The 15,026-nt window shown below is 36.8% G+C and carries 18 protein-coding genes and 1 pseudogene; 3 read left to right on the forward strand and 16 right to left on the reverse strand.

Annotation, left to right across the window (positions count from 1 at the left end):
* Nucleotides 1–24: 24 nt before the first annotated feature.
* From MKY17_RS22355 to MKY17_RS22410, 12 genes and pseudogenes are all read right to left on the reverse strand, one after another.
* A pseudogene (locus tag MKY17_RS22355) lies at nucleotides 25–479 on the reverse strand (SMI1/KNR4 family protein).
* 177 nt (nucleotides 480–656) lie between these two features.
* Complete coding sequence (locus tag MKY17_RS22360) at nucleotides 657–992, reverse strand: tRNA-Val4 (protein WP_339200737.1); 336 nt, start codon at nucleotides 990–992, stop codon at nucleotides 657–659.
* A 200-nt stretch (nucleotides 993–1,192) separates the two neighbouring features.
* Nucleotides 1,193–1,549, reverse strand: coding sequence for a hypothetical protein (locus tag MKY17_RS22365; RefSeq protein ID WP_339200739.1), 357 nt, complete (start codon nucleotides 1,547–1,549; stop codon nucleotides 1,193–1,195).
* Between the two features lie 26 nt (nucleotides 1,550–1,575).
* On the reverse strand, nucleotides 1,576–1,782 hold the full coding sequence (locus MKY17_RS22370; RefSeq protein ID WP_339200742.1) for a hypothetical protein: 207 nt from the start codon (nucleotides 1,780–1,782) through the stop codon (nucleotides 1,576–1,578).
* The gene (locus MKY17_RS22375) at nucleotides 1,769–2,215 is read right to left on the reverse strand and encodes an SMI1/KNR4 family protein (RefSeq protein ID WP_339200743.1); all 447 of its coding nucleotides are present in this window, start codon (nucleotides 2,213–2,215) and stop codon (nucleotides 1,769–1,771) included. Before MKY17_RS22375 ends, MKY17_RS22370 begins: the two co-directional genes overlap by 14 nt.
* A 186-nt stretch (nucleotides 2,216–2,401) precedes the next feature.
* The gene (locus tag MKY17_RS22380; protein WP_339200744.1) at nucleotides 2,402–2,746 is read right to left on the reverse strand and encodes a tRNA-Val4; all 345 of its coding nucleotides are present in this window, start codon (nucleotides 2,744–2,746) and stop codon (nucleotides 2,402–2,404) included.
* A gap of 69 nt (nucleotides 2,747–2,815) precedes the next feature.
* On the reverse strand, nucleotides 2,816–3,085 hold the full coding sequence (locus tag MKY17_RS22385; RefSeq protein WP_339200746.1) for a contact-dependent growth inhibition system immunity protein: 270 nt from the start codon (nucleotides 3,083–3,085) through the stop codon (nucleotides 2,816–2,818).
* Nucleotides 3,086–3,655: 570 nt separating this feature from the next.
* Complete coding sequence (locus MKY17_RS22390; RefSeq protein WP_230160392.1) at nucleotides 3,656–4,201, reverse strand: SecY-interacting protein Syd; 546 nt, start codon at nucleotides 4,199–4,201, stop codon at nucleotides 3,656–3,658.
* 18 nt (nucleotides 4,202–4,219) lie between these two features.
* Nucleotides 4,220–6,073, reverse strand: a complete 1,854-nt coding sequence (locus MKY17_RS22395) for a T7SS effector LXG polymorphic toxin (RefSeq protein ID WP_339200747.1) — start codon at nucleotides 6,071–6,073, stop codon at nucleotides 4,220–4,222.
* Nucleotides 6,074–6,403: 330 nt separating this feature from the next.
* Nucleotides 6,404–7,231 (reverse strand): MetQ/NlpA family ABC transporter substrate-binding protein, encoded by an 828-nt coding sequence (locus MKY17_RS22400; RefSeq protein WP_339200749.1) that lies wholly within the window; start codon nucleotides 7,229–7,231, stop codon nucleotides 6,404–6,406.
* 18 nt (nucleotides 7,232–7,249) lie between these two features.
* A complete protein-coding gene (locus tag MKY17_RS22405; protein WP_133350266.1) occupies nucleotides 7,250–7,912 on the reverse strand; it encodes a methionine ABC transporter permease in 663 nt (220 codons plus the stop codon).
* The gene (locus MKY17_RS22410) at nucleotides 7,905–8,654 is read right to left on the reverse strand and encodes an ATP-binding cassette domain-containing protein (protein ID WP_339200751.1); all 750 of its coding nucleotides are present in this window, start codon (nucleotides 8,652–8,654) and stop codon (nucleotides 7,905–7,907) included. Before MKY17_RS22410 ends, MKY17_RS22405 begins: the two co-directional genes overlap by 8 nt.
* A 349-nt stretch (nucleotides 8,655–9,003) precedes the next feature.
* Here MKY17_RS22410 and MKY17_RS22415 point away from each other — a divergent pair, with 349 nt between their 5' ends.
* Nucleotides 9,004–9,795, forward strand: coding sequence for an alpha/beta hydrolase-fold protein (locus MKY17_RS22415; protein WP_339200753.1), 792 nt, complete (start codon nucleotides 9,004–9,006; stop codon nucleotides 9,793–9,795).
* Between the two features lie 159 nt (nucleotides 9,796–9,954).
* On the opposite strand, the gene MKY17_RS22420 is transcribed toward MKY17_RS22415, so the two are convergent.
* From MKY17_RS22420 to MKY17_RS22435, 4 genes are all read right to left on the reverse strand, one after another.
* Complete coding sequence (locus MKY17_RS22420; RefSeq protein ID WP_098370121.1) at nucleotides 9,955–10,281, reverse strand: hypothetical protein; 327 nt, start codon at nucleotides 10,279–10,281, stop codon at nucleotides 9,955–9,957.
* Nucleotides 10,282–10,824: 543 nt separating this feature from the next.
* Nucleotides 10,825–11,067: a hypothetical protein gene (locus MKY17_RS22425; protein ID WP_098370122.1), complete on the reverse strand. Its 243-nt coding sequence runs from the start codon at nucleotides 11,065–11,067 to the stop codon at nucleotides 10,825–10,827.
* 412 nt (nucleotides 11,068–11,479) lie between these two features.
* The gene (locus tag MKY17_RS22430; protein ID WP_164855093.1) at nucleotides 11,480–11,644 is read right to left on the reverse strand and encodes a hypothetical protein; all 165 of its coding nucleotides are present in this window, start codon (nucleotides 11,642–11,644) and stop codon (nucleotides 11,480–11,482) included.
* 227 nt (nucleotides 11,645–11,871) lie between these two features.
* Entirely contained in the window at nucleotides 11,872–12,384 is a 513-nt protein-coding gene (locus MKY17_RS22435) for an XRE family transcriptional regulator (RefSeq protein ID WP_133350274.1), read from the reverse strand.
* A 164-nt stretch (nucleotides 12,385–12,548) separates the two neighbouring features.
* Here MKY17_RS22435 and MKY17_RS22440 point away from each other — a divergent pair, with 164 nt between their 5' ends.
* On the forward strand, nucleotides 12,549–13,847 hold the full coding sequence (locus tag MKY17_RS22440) for an MFS transporter (RefSeq protein WP_339200755.1): 1,299 nt from the start codon (nucleotides 12,549–12,551) through the stop codon (nucleotides 13,845–13,847).
* A 35-nt stretch (nucleotides 13,848–13,882) separates the two neighbouring features.
* Nucleotides 13,883–14,866: an ornithine cyclodeaminase family protein gene (locus tag MKY17_RS22445; RefSeq protein WP_339200756.1), complete on the forward strand. Its 984-nt coding sequence runs from the start codon at nucleotides 13,883–13,885 to the stop codon at nucleotides 14,864–14,866.
* Nucleotides 14,867–15,026 lie beyond the last annotated feature (160 nt).

Here is a 15,026-nt window from a genome sequence, read left to right on the forward strand (position 1 = left end):
GATAATTAACTATTACACTAGGTTTTACCAATCTTCTTCATCTTCATCCCAGTTTTCTTTTGCCTCTTCAAGGCTTTCGATCAAATAATCTAGGAAATTATCAGCTACCTTTCGACCATAGCCTTCTTGATTATCCCACATAATAACTGGGCATTCACCATTCTTCATTTTATTAGTATCGAGGCAATAGGCAAATTCATCAATATCTTCTATAACCACAAGTCCATCTATTAAATCATAATACTTTCGATGACCTTTGGTAGCATCTACTACTGCTGGACCCGTAAAACCATATCCAATTATCTCCACACCAAAAATTCCACCGTAACCATAATTTCTTAAAAACCATTTGTAACTTTCCGGAAGTGAAACCTGTAATTTTTTTCAGTTTCTTTAACTTTGTCTTCACTTACTCCACCAGTAAAATCATCACCTTGACCATATTCCTTTATAAATTCTTGTAACTTAGAATAATTCAACCAAATCACCCTTCTAATCTTAGATATCGTATTGCAAGGCTCTCCACCTCTAATACTTTGAAATCCTTGAGATGATGATATTTATACTGTTTCTTTCATTCCTTTCGGGCAACGTTACAACTCTATATAAGTTATAAAAAATCCTCGACTGACTTTATCAATCGAGGTCCGCATAATTTATCCTTTGAATATTTCTGGAATTTTATCTCGCCATACTAATAGTAATTCTATAAATTGCTTTGTTTCTATCGTATTTTCATGAGGTTCTTCAATTCTAAAAAAGTTCTCAACAATTGTTACATCTTTTTTTATGAGTACACTTGTAGCATTTAATTCAATTTGAAAGTCCTCATATGTCCCGTTTAAAACCTTTTCGATATAATCTATATATTCATCGACTTGTTCTACTGTTGCAATATTTTCAATGAAATCTGAGAAAAGACAAATTTCTTCCGGCAAAATTATTCCTAAATCGCCAAATGGATCTTTCTTAAACTCATATGAATATTTCATACGCTTTGATCCCCTTTAGATTTTTTTTATATAATGGATATGCCGGTGCTATTGATTCATCTATATTCAAGTACAATTCTACTTTAATACAAAGCATAAAATCATTATTCCATGATGTGCGTTTAACCATGAGCTTTTTCACTAGCTTATGTTGCATTACTAACACAAGCTCTTAACAGATGCTTTTACAATGATAGTTATTAAACTTCGTCAGACAAAGCATCATTGTAATCCTGTAAATCTTCCATAATTTCTTTGAATCGGTCAATATTATTAATAAATTCATCATAAGAAATTTCTTGATATTCGAAAATCCCTTCTTCATATTCATCACTTTCAAATATTTTTACTTCTGTACCTAACTTCAACAAATTATCAACCAATCCTTTTAAATTCTCCATATCATCAATATCATTCGCGTCCGTTTCGGCAAAAAAATCTTTGTTTGCAATTTTATTTTTTATGTCTGTAATTCCTAAACCAGTATACTTTCTTAAGGGTACTAAACATTTATTAAATGGACCATTAGTGCTTATTTTAATTGCCATTTTACTCATCTGTTATTCTCCTTTCCATTAAAATTCTAATTTGCCATACCTTCAATCGTTTCTCCAGAATCTGTGACAAAATCCCAAACTCCCGTCACAAAGTCTTTACCTATATGAGCAGTTTTGTTCTTTTTTTGGTAGGATATAGAATTATAGAAATCTAAATAAACAAAAAATGGATAGTTCCTTTGATTTTCGAAAGGCTCTATCCACTTCTTCTTATATAACTCACCAATCTTCATCCCTATCTTCTTTTGCTAATTCAAGGCGTTCAATAAAATAGTCTAAAAAATTATCAGCAAGCTTTCGACCATAGCCTTCTTGATTATCCCACGTAATAACTGGGCATTCTCCATTTTTCATTTTATTAGTATCGAGACAATAAGCAAATTCATCAATATCTTCTATAACCACAAGTCCATCGATTAAACCATAATACTTTTGATGATCTTTGGTAGCAGCTGCTACTAATGCACCTACTAAGTCATAACCAATTATATCAATACCAAAACTTCCTCCTGAACCATAGTTTTTTAAGAACCATTTGTAACTTTCCGGTAATGAGACTTGTAATTTATTTTCAGTTTCTTCAACTTTGTCTTCACTTACTCCTCCCGTAAAATCATCATCTTTGCCATAGTTCTTAATAAATTCCTTTAAAGCTGAATATTTCACCAAAGTCACCTACCAATCTTGAATTTCGTATTGCACGGAAATTTTTTATTGTTCCCATCGGTGAACTGAAGATATCTTCGATTTTCACTTGTTAATAAGGTTTCACATAACCTTATAAAATTAATATAAAACTTTTTATGTGGTCAGTTAGTTGTTAATTATTTAAATCAAATTAGAAGCATAAATTCAATTCTCATTTTTCTTGAATCTTTCTGGAATTTTATTTTTCCATATTAACATGAGTTCTTTAAATTGTTCTGTCTTCATTTCATTTTCGTAAGACTCTTCATATGTAAAAAGATGTTCAAGGACTGTCATATCCTTTTTTATCAGCACACTTGTGGCGTTGAGTTGAATCTCAAAATCCTGATATAAACCATTTAAAACATTTTCAACTACTTTAATATACTCACCTGCTTTTTGCTCAGTAGAAATGTCTTCAATAAAATCAGCGAATAATTCTATCTCACCTGGTAATTTTATTCTCAGCATTTCTAAATGATCTCTATAAAACTCGTATGCATATTTCATACTAAACCTCTTTTATAAATTAGATAGCAAGTTGATAGGCCAACTGCCAAACATGTTTTTGTGAACCTGTTAATTCTCCCTTTGAATTGCTTTTTCCATTTTTTGAGCTACATTTTCTAGCCATTGTATCGGGGTTACTCCTAATGAAGGGAAATAAAGTTCACAGCACTCTTCTATGAAATTTTCTTTTTCCTCATTTGAAATATTTTCAGCCAAAAAATATTTTATTTCATTGGCAATTAATACAAATTCTTTTAATTCTTCATCTGGTGATACTATATCTTGATGAAAGTGAGCAGTCAAAAAATTTTCTAATTCATCGAAACTTTTATTTTTCATATGTATTCTCCTTTATTTGGTAGGAAAACCTGTTAAAATATAACTACCTTGGCCATCTTTTTTTAAGACGATTCTTGCATTTTTATAATCCTCTAAGTCCCCATTATTTCTCTTTATTCCTTTCCCGATATTTTTATTGCCTCTAAACTTCAATGCTAATTTATTATCACTATCTGGATCATTTAACCACTATTCAATTTTTTTCCAAGTTATTAACCGTATTATAAATAATATCCCTGCCAACAACAGTTGGTTTTTAGAATTGTATGGTAATAGATTAGGAATTGAGGCTAATTCTTTTGCTTTCGATACGCCTTTTACTGCAGCGGCTTTTGTTGTGGCCACCCCAATCTACGTTACGGCTCCTGCGCCTTTTGTTCCTACTACTGACGTTATGACTGTCCACAGGGCATAGGATAACCAGTTAGCCTGTGAATACATGAGAAGTAAATTCTTAGATGTTCTAATGCGTAAGGAGTCGTTATATCGATCAAAAAGAAAACCTTGATTGAGTGACGATCACTCAATCAAGGTTCAATAGCTAATAAGTTTGGTTTCTGGTAATACCTCTTAAACTTCCAATTCTACTTTTAAATTATTTATCAATTCAGCAAGTGAATTAGCAAGAAATTCGTTTTCTTCTGTTTCAAAATTCTCTATCAATATCTGTCCTGTTTTATTGTCAAAGATAATAGCCATATCTTCTGGAGAGACAAATCCTATTTGTATATATCTAAGTTCTCTCCCATTGTTCTCTTCATATTGTTTCATTACTTCAAAAAATTCTAATATAGATTTACCTGGTTCTATAGGTTCAAGATTAACTAATCTTGAACCGTAAAAGCCTTGTAAGCTTAAGAACCAATACGAATTAAAGTATTCTTTCATTGCATGGTGAATATTCATACCCAGTTTTTCTTCAATTTCTGTAAAATTATCTAAATCAATTTTTTCAATAGGTTTCCAATATACATATTCTTCTTCATCTGGATTACTTAAATACAATCGAGGATCAATCTCTTCATCCCACGGTACTTTAGGATATGTACCATATTTTGTATCCCATACATTTATGAGTTCTTTAAAATAATGTTCTAATGCTTTTTTTATGTCCATGTTATACCTCCAACAAAATTACTTAATAAATACTTGAAGACGTTCAGCGTTTTCTTGATCTTTCCCCCATATATCTATTTGTTTCTCTATATTATGGATTCCTCCACTCCCTGGATGCAACGGTTGTGGAATAGCCATTGCTTGTCCGCCACCACCAATATGATGATGTACTAAAGGCTTTCCTTTTAATCCTAAAATATCATACTGAGGGAAATGTCTCCTAAAGACTGCATCATTTACAATAGCCCATCCATTATTAAGATTTTTGATGTTAGCATCGCTAAAATAATCAGGATGTAATTTATATAGTTCATTAAAATAATACTTGTTATCTCTAAGCCATCCTTCTGAATTTGTACTTTGCTTCCCTTTACCTATATAAGGCATATCCACAACAAGTTTTTCATCTGCTACTATTTTAGTAACAAATGTTCCTTTTCTAGTAATTATTTCATACTCTTTATTTAAAACGGCGTCGTCGATATCACGGTATACTCTCACTGGATGGTTTGTATTACCAGTACCCTTATTAATTTCAGACTCCACTCTCGCCATCGAAATTAACTGATCTCTCAACCCCACACCATTAACCACATTATAAGGTACTCCCCCTGCCAACGACAGTTGGTTTTTAGGATTGTATGGCAATAAGTTAGGGATAGAGGCTAATTCTTTTGCTTTCGCAACTCCTTTAACTGCAGCCGCTTTTGTAGTTGCTACCCCAGTCTTCGTTACGGCTCCTGCGCCTTTTGTTCCTACAACTGACGTTACGACTGTTCCAAGAGCATAGGATACCCAATGAGCCCGCGAATAGGCATCGCCATTTACCATATCCCGTTCATATGAGTCCGAGATGGATTTGGAAATATATTTATAGGTTTTTATCGGGTGCATGATTGAATTTGCTACACCTTCAACCGCTTCCTCAGGATCTGTGACCAGATCCCAAATTCCTGTCACAAAGTCTTTACCTACATCATACAGGCCTACGCCGATTCCTTTTGCAATGTCTGTCGTTTGCTTGGATGCTTCTAGCTGCATGACATATTGCTGCTGGGTGGGTCCTAAGTTTTCATATCCGATCTTTTTGGCGATTTTGAGGAACTCATTCGGATCTGTGACATGATCGAGTTGTGCCTTCAATTCTTTGATCCGGCGATTCTCTGCTTCCTCTTTCTTAACCTTCAGATATTGCGCGGTCTCTTTTTTCCTAACTTCTAGGTTTTTATAGGCTTCACTATTTTTATAAGCTGTTGCATTAAAATAGAGCGGGGATACTACTCCTCCCCTTGTACTGGATACTTTCAATTGCTCCATGAGTGCCGTCACTGCCGCTTGGTCCGCTTCGGATTTAGCATATTCAGCCGTCCACTTATGATCGATCTCGTTTACTTTGTCTATCGTTTGGTTCCGTTTCCTTTCAGCTTTCTCCATATTCTCAAAGAACACATCATCGGAAAAGGGTTCTAACTGAATGATATCATCAATTCCAGCCAATATTTTTTTCAGATCATTTTTTTGGGCTGTGACCATTTCCTTGGAATTTCGACTGGCGCTTTCCAGCTCTTCCTCTAAAAAAGGGACCGTAACCACGGTTTCACTAAGGTTAGCTTCGATTGTATCTCCTTGAATTCCACTTAAAAAGGCAACATGCCGATTGATCAGACGCAGCCAAGCATCCACAACATCGATCTGTGCTTTGTAAAATCCTTTAATGGCCTCTGCCCCTTGACCCTGCAGCTCATCATCCAAATGAACGATACTCTCAAATCCTTTTTTTAATTCCGTTAGCTGTTCTTTCAGGTCCTTATATTGTCCGACACGCGTTTGCATGGCAGAAACTAGTGTTTGAGATTCGTAAATCATAGACATTATTGAAAGTCCTTTCAACTTCTTTTCTTATAACTAGATTTCATTTGTATGTAATATTTTTATTCACTGTAAAATTATGGACTAAATATATTTTAGAAGAGTTTCTATATTTATTCAAGAAATGAAGGGACTTTTTACTAAACAGATTAATAATGAAGGAAATAGTTTTCAAAGAGGATAGGCTAATAGAATATTTCTTTAAGCTTTATAATATTGAACAAAAGTGGGCTTTCCAGGAGCCAAAAAATTGGCAAGCTGGACAGTATTTTAAACTAATACGTAAATAAGGGCTATTCCTGTTGAAGGAATAGCCCTTTCTTTGTATCAAAATCAAAATGCCGGTATGGCCGTTTCACTATATTTCTCTTCTAAAAATTTGCGTACCTCTGGGCTTGTCATAGCCTTGGCCAACTTTTGGACTGGCTCAGAATCCACGTTATCCTTGCGTGCCACTAATGTAATCGCAAAGTCATTTTCAACACCTTCTGTGAGAAGAGCGTCATTTTTTGGTGTCAATCCAAGCGGTGCAGCGTAAGCAGGTGTTATCACTATCGCATCTGCTTCATCATACGTTCTCGCTAGCATTAATAAATCCACTTCTTTAAACTTATAGTTTTTAGGGTTCTCAGTAATATCAGACATTGTATAGTATGGACCCTTTTTTTCCTTTAAAGTAATAACTTTATGCTGTGCTAGCAATGCCAATGAACGATCAATATTCGACACATCATTTGCAATGGCAATAACGGCACCCTCTGGCAATTGATCCATTGAATCGTATTCTTTGGAATACACCCCATAATTGGCAAAATAAATGGGTTTCACTGGTACAAGCTCGGCATTTTTGTTTCGATTGAATTCCTCCATATATGGAACGTGTTGGAAGAAGTTCACATCCACTTCTCCTGCCGCTAGTGCGGTGTTAGGCTGCACATTATCACCTAATACAACCATTTCCAGGTTAATGCCCTCCTTTGCCAGCTTTGGTTTAACAAGCTCAAGAATTTCCGTCATTGGGGGAATGAGTGAGGCCACTTTCAATGTTACCTCTTCCTTCTCCTGATTCTGCGCATTTTCTTTCTCTTTTACTTCATTCGCCTTTCCACATCCTACTAAAAGCAACATGATTGCTGTCATGAGAAAGAGTATTTTTTTCATGATGTTTCCCTCCATTATTTATCTTTTATCAATCATTCTGGCTACAGCTGTTCCAATAAATTGGATAAGCTGTACTAGAATAATCATAATGATAATCATATAAATCATTAACTCTGTTTTAAACTGCTGATAGCCATACCTGATGGCAAAATCCCCGATACCGCCGCCTCCGACCACTCCCATGATCGTTGAATAGGAAATAAAGCTGATAATCGATGTTGTTAGTCCGAGGACAAGCCCTGAACGAGCCTCCACGTAAAGAAATTTAAATATGACACCCTTTACGGAAGCCCCCATGGAAATGGCTGCCTCGATCACACCCTTTGGCACATCCAATAAAGATTGCTCGACCAATCGCGAATAATGGGCAATGGCAATGATTGCTAATGGAACACAAGCAGCTGCTGTACCAATGGCTGTGCCGATTATGAGCCTTGTAAACGGGATTAAAAAAACAACCAATAATAAAAACGGGAATGAACGGATAATATTGACAAGTAAATTTAAAATCGAGAAAGCCCACGGATTTTCAAGCAAATGACCCTTCCTAGAAAGAAATAGCAAGGTCCCAACAGGCAATCCAATCAAAATCGCAGCTAAAATGGACACACCTACCATCGTAATGGTTTCTCCAATCGACTGCCAAATTTCTGCCTCATATTGAATTAATATCTCAGGCATGACCCAGCCCACCATTCTCTGCTAATTGTTCGATAAAGTATTCTGGACGATTATCCTTTTTTTGAATCCCGCTTGGTTCGATTAAGACCGTGTCATAAATCTCTCCCTCTGCCATGATCGATACACGATTGCATATACTTTTAATGACATCCAGCTCATGACTAACAATGACAATCGTCACACCGAAGCGTTTGTTGATGTTCTCTAGCACATCTAGTATTTCAGCCGTTGTATTTGGATCAAGGGAAGAGGTCGGTTCATCACATAATAACACTTGCGGGTTATTTGCCAATGCCCTTGCAATGGCAACACGCTGCTTTTGTCCCCCGCTTAATTGTGCAGGATATCTCTCCATCTCCTTCTCCAATCCGACAAATTGAAGACACTCTACAACACGGTTCCGACGTTCCTTCTTTGGATAATTTGCCAGCTCTAATGAGGCTGCCACATTGTCATAAACCGTTTTATTTGCCACAAGATTAAAATGCTGAAAGATCATGCCAATCGACTTCCGTGCCCCTCGAAGTGCTTTATTGTTCAATGTTGTCAACCTTTGGCCGTTTACCTCCACGTCACCTGCATCTGGGGTCTCCAACAAATTCATTAGCCGCAGCAACGTTGATTTCCCTGCTCCGCTTGCTCCGATTATTCCATGAATTTCACCTTTAGGTATTGTTAAAGTAACAGACTTAATAGCCTGAAATTGTGAAAATTTTTTACTCACTTGAACCAGGTTAATCATAAAATCCCACTTTCTATTTGTTGAAAGGTAAGCATACCGCTCCTCATTATCGTTTCATCAAAGAAACACAGCTGATAAATCATTTTATCAACTAATGAGGACCTAATGCAAAGACACAAATTAACAGTTAAAGACTTCCAACCCTATTAAGCTCCCTCTTTCTATTGGCTGCCATTCTTAGATATGAGTGTTATTTCATTATCATCATCCTTTATTTCTATTAGTCGGATTATTCCTTTCAAAATAACTGAGAGTGCATTATAATTATAAATGATAATGGTTATCATTATCATTTATTTTTTCTGAACTTCAAAAATACGAATGTTCTAAAGGACGTGGAGGAAAATACATGATTCGATACCTTGATGAGAAAATTGCCAACTATGAGGTATGTGTCATCTTACCCTCTGGTTACGATCAAACCAAGAAATACCGAACGATCTATTTGCATGATGGTGGTGAAACTGCCAAGCAAGCTGCAAACTATATCGATCATTTAATTCTTTCAGGGCAAATTGAACCGCTAATCGTTATTGGAATTGAACCCTTTGATCGCAAAAATGACTATACGCCGTGGGAAGCACCATCACTTGCACCGCATGCTTCCACCTTTGAAGGACAAGCACAGGTTTATTTACATACGGTCGTAACCGAAATAAAACCCTATATAGATGCCCATTATGCTACGAATCCTGAACCTTCACATACAGCGATTTCCGGCTGCTCATTAGGAGGACTTGTTTCGATTTTCGCCTCCTATTATTATCCGGAGGTATTTCATCAATATATCTCATTATCCGCTTCCTTTTGGTACGAGGATGTTCTTCGCTATCTTCAAGGGGAAAAGATTGAACGGCAAGGAAATATCCATCTCAAACCAACAGTGAATCGTGAAGATCATCAACTCTATTTATATGTCGGGGAATTAGAGGGAATTTATAAAGAAACGATACAAAAGCATATGGTTGACTACACGAAGAAGGCCCACCTTGAATTTATCAAGGAAGGCTATTTGGAATCTAGACTATTATTTGCGTTAGATCCAGAAGGAACTCATGATGACCTGTTCTTTTCTAACTACTTCTTTCAATCACTTCGTTGGTTATTTGGCAGGGAAAATAAAAACGAAACGGTTAATTAGCCTTAATCGATTGCTTCACAACAGCCCCAAGAATGGTGATTTTCATCCAATCTTGGGGGCTTCAAGGCATTGACAGACCCGGCACGAAATTCATTTAGAGAGTCCTATTTTACTAAATTAAGGTTTTCAATTCTCAAAATAAGAAATAAACTACCTGAATTATTCGCCTTTTTTCCCAAGAGCTACCCCCAAAGTAAGGAATATATAAGGATAAGTTAACAAAGCAAGCTCTAAAAAACCAAAGCTTCCAAATAGCAACATTTCCGGAGCGTGTCCGTCTAAATAATATCCTTTTCCGGTCATATACAATCCAACAAGGAGATATGTTGTTATAGATATTCCTATTAAAAAATATCCTATGATATTAAACTTAATTTTTGTAAAACTATATACTAAAATACCTAAATATAATAATCCAAGCAGTATCAATAAAATAGGTATGTATAATGGCTCATAAAAAAAATCACTCATACTTTCAATTAGCATCTTATGCTCCCCTTATAAAAATAACTTATTCTGGATGTCAGACCTTAATATAAGTAATGGCTGCCACGGTTCTAAATTCTAAGAACATGTATAAAGTGGAAGGTTTGTATTCCGATGTTGGCCGCCCCAGTATTGACCTGTAACCCTATTAAAATTATTTTTATTCATAATTATGACTATCCAAAAACACGGACAATTAAAATAGCAATGTCGTCTTTTTAACATCTTTATCGGTCCAATATACCAGGTAATGTCTGAGAAATATTTGTCAGTTGGTCGACAACATCAAATACTGCTTTCGTCATAAATATTTGAACCACTATTAAAATACTCAGTAATATTAAAAGAATTATTTTAAAAGTTGTATTCATGTAAACTTATTACCTCTCTTTAGTGGGCCCAACCAGCAGCAGGGTTAAAAGTTTTCCCACTTTTATTTCTACTTAAACCCGTTACTCCATCATGTAACTGCCATCTAGCATAGTAACGATAACACATTTCAATAAACATCAATATATTAATAATGTTAATGATTTTTCACATCTATTTGTTTTTATCTACACGCTTTTCTACTACGACCCAAGAAAAGTAAATCAGTAGAGTGGTTATCAAAATTATGAAGCCAGCTTGTGTGATATAAGAAAAATCCCATTCTTTAATTTCTTTCTCATCAAGTCCATAATAATTTTGAATTACATAGTTCGAAGTCTCATAATCCATAAAAAGGTAACATATAATTCCTCCAATTAAAACTCCACCTAATATTGATAATAAAAACTTTGTCAATATGGTGTCCCCCTAACGCTTAGTAAAAATGAGTGAGAAAAAACTTAATTCAGATAATCTAAAGTCTCTACCTTCATCCCTGAATGACAAGCGCTTCTCTAAAATTGTTCAAACTCTACTTCATACAAGGTTCTCTTAAAAGATATAAATACCTTCATTTTCCTCGAGTAACTCCTTAGAATTCTCTTCTCTCATTTTTAATCTTTTATAATGGCATAATAACCATAAATCCAGATTGATAGGTTCCAAAATTGAATTCAGGATTTTCACATATGGAAAACTCCCCTTTCTTTCCGATAGGCTATGTTAAATCTTAATGTTGTTTTACCCCAAAAGAAAACCGCCCTTTGAATAGGCGGTTAATTAAACTATCGTTTCCCGTTAGTGGCAATGAATCCCGAAGCTTTGTTTCCTAATCTTTCTCTATTGTAACAAGTGAATAAACTGCTCCACCGCCACCTGCTCCTGACATAGCACTCTGAGAGACAACCTTCCATCCCTCTTGCAAAAGTTGATTTAAATCACTTAAGTTATTCTTCTTTTCGGTAAGATAATAAACTACGATTGCCTTTTGCATAATACAGCTCCCTCCAGAACTCAATATATCCTATATAAAATTTCATGATTTTACCGAAGCCGTTCGTCGAAGCTTACTGTTTGTTTCATTTACAGTAAACAGACAAGAGGCGACAACATATTTTTCTTATTCGACATTGTGTTCTCATTTCCATGCTGTTTAACATCTATCCTTTTGTACGACATGTTTCGTAACTGGATTTACTTTTATTCCACAACACCGTGACGTTATTTCGACGACACCACCAAAAACCGGACATTTTGATCCGAGAAGTTAAACCAGTAATGGGCTTTTCTAGCATCGAACATGAACGACTGCTGTTCATGGAGTTCCATTCTTTCTCCCTCTATTTCCACTGTTAACTTCCCTTCGATAATGAATAAGAATTCATGTCCGCTATGAGAAAAGGCGCTTCCTTTATTTTCTCCTGGCTTTAAGGTGACAAGAATAGGCGAAAAAACAGCATCACGAATGCCGCTGGATAAATTCTGATAGTGAAATTGTTCATGATTATTATCTGAATTTTCTTGGGAACGGTCCTCAGAAAAAAAGAAACTTGGGCTGACATCCAATGTATCAGCGATTTTTTTTAATGACTCTAATGTGACGCTTGATTTACCCCGTTCTACTTGTGATAAAAAGCTGATCGAAACGCCTGTTTGTTCAGCAAGGCTCTTTAATGTTAGTTTTCGCTCTTTCCTCAATGATTTCATTTTTTCCCCGATTGAATCAAAAGGCATAGAGATGCCCCCTTTTTTTACATAGTATCTAGCTACATTATACAGTACAAATTTTGATGGATGTTCCGTCATTAATAAAATAATTGACAGAAAATTTTAAATTATTTACAATAAAGGAAATAATAAATTGAAGTGACACTTCAATTTTAACGGGGTGACTCAAGATGGAGAAGAAACAAATGCGGCGAATTTTAATTGCGAGTTTAGTCGGAAGTTCAATTGAGTGGTTTGACTATTTTTTATATGGGACCGTTGCAGCTCTCGTGTTTAATCAGCTTTTCTTTGTGAATGAGGATCCGACAATAGGGCTGTTGCTTTCCTATGCATCCTTTGCGTTAGCATTCTTCATCCGGCCTTTTGGCGGAGTGATCTTTAGCCATATTGGCGATCGTATCGGGAGAAAGAAAACACTTGTTTTAACTCTTAGTTTAATGGGTGTCGCAACTTTTGGGATGGGTCTTCTTCCTACGTATCAAGCCGTTGGGATTTGGGCGCCGATTTTATTAATCACGTTGCGCCTAGTTCAAGGTCTGGGAATTGGCGGTGAATGGGGAGGCGCGCTTTTATTGGCCGTTGAATATGCTCCCGCTGAAAAACGGGGCTTGTTCGGAGCTATTCCTCAGATGGGTGTTACTATAGGAATGCTGCTTGGAACCATTGCCTTATCTATTATGACACTGCTTCCTGAAAACGCATTCATGACTTGGGGATGGCGTTTACCATTCATTTTTAGTGCTTTGCTTGTATTTTTTGGCCTATGGATTCGTAAAGGAATTGATGAAACACCGTCTTTCAAAAAAGTAAAGGAATCCGGAGAAGTTCCAAAGCTGCCGATTGTAGAAACTCTTAAGAATTATTGGCGTGAAGTGCTTATCGCCGTAGGAGCCAAAGTGGTAGAAACAGCGCCATTTTATATTTTCAGCACATTTGTCGTATCATACGCTACTTCAAATCTCGGTTTCTCACGGACTGCTACATTAACTGCAGTCATGATTGCAACAATTATAACGACGATTTTAATACCATTCATGGGGAAGTTATCCGATACAATTGGCCGCAAAAAGCTGTTTATAGGCGGAACGATTGGGATGGCACTGTTTGCATTCCCATACTTCTGGTTGCTGCAGCAAAAATCGGTACTGCTATTAATCGTTGCGACAGTGATAGGTTTAGGGGTTATTTGGGCTCCCATCACAGCTGTTCTTGGAACGATGTTCTCGGAAATTTTCGATGCAAAGATCCGTTATACCGGCATCACGCTTGGATATCAAATCGGGGCAGCTCTGGCAGGAGGAACTGCTCCGCTAGTTGCAACGGCTTTACTTAATAGATTTAATAACTCCTATGTTCCTGTCGCCATTTATATTATTTTTGCATCTCTCCTGTCACTGGCAGCGATTTGGGCAGTTAAGGATCGTAGTAATCAGAAATTAGACGAAACGCATAATACTAGAGCCATGTAATCCATGGTTCTCTTACTTCAAGGAGGACAATTGAAATGTTAGTTATAAGTGAGAAGGAAATTCAACAATCATATGGAATGGAAGACGCAATAGCGGATGTAAAGGCCGTATTGCATGCACATGGTGCTAGAAAAATAGACAACCCTCATCGCACCGTTCTTGCTTTCCCTCAACACGAGGCATCGGCACTTTACATGCCAAGCGCTGATTTATCTGAAGAGGTTTCGGCGGTCAAAGTCGTTACCATTTTCCCGAAGAATCCTTCAAGGGGGATGGCAACAACACAAGGGGTCATCCTGCTGTCAGATGCAGAAAATGGCGAACACTTAGCATTGTTGAATGCCTCCTATTTAACACGTCTCAGAACGGGGGCATTGAGCGGCATCGCCACAGACTTTCTCGCTCGTAAAGACGCCCGGGTTCTCACGATCATCGGAACGGGAGCTATGGGATTTGAACAAGCAATTGGTGTGTTAGCCGTAAGGGACATTGAGCGTATTTTATTAGTAAATCGCACACGAGAGAAAGCGGAGAAATTCGGTGAAAAGCTGCGCGCATTCGGAGTAACTGTTCCTTTTGAGGTTTACGAAGATGTTTCAGCAGCAGTTCGTCAAGCAGATATTATTTGCTGTGCAACCCGCTCGAACGAACCTGTATTTAATGGGCAGGATGTAAAGCCGGGCACACACATTAACGGGGTCGGATCTTATTTGCCGGATATGAAAGAAGTGGATAATACCACGGTTTCACGCGCTGCTAAAATTATCGTCGACGATTTGGCGGGCGTGAAGGATGAAGCAGGAGAACTCATTTCTGCAGCCAATCAGGGAAATTGGTCGTTTAATGATATTCACGGCGAGCTTTTTGAACTTGTAATGCTGACCAAAACAGGCAGGGAAAATGAAGAGGAAATTACCTTCTTTAAATCAGTCGGTGCTGCTTACTTTGACCTCGCTGTCGCAAAAGGTGTTTACCGCCAATCGAACGAACGGAACATCGGGATGGAGATTGAGGTATAAAAAGAAGCTCGTACATGTTGCGGTCTATTATTTGAGTTAAATCCAGAAGGAACTCATGGTGACCTATTCTTTTCCAACTACTTCATTAAGTCGCTACGGCGGTTATTTGACATTGAAAATAGAAACGATGGATCGTTAATCATAAAAATAGCCGCAAAGA

Source organism: Peribacillus sp. FSL P2-0133 (assembly GCF_037975445.1).
In the GTDB taxonomy this organism is placed as follows: domain Bacteria; phylum Bacillota; class Bacilli; order Bacillales; family DSM-1321; genus Peribacillus; species Peribacillus simplex_E.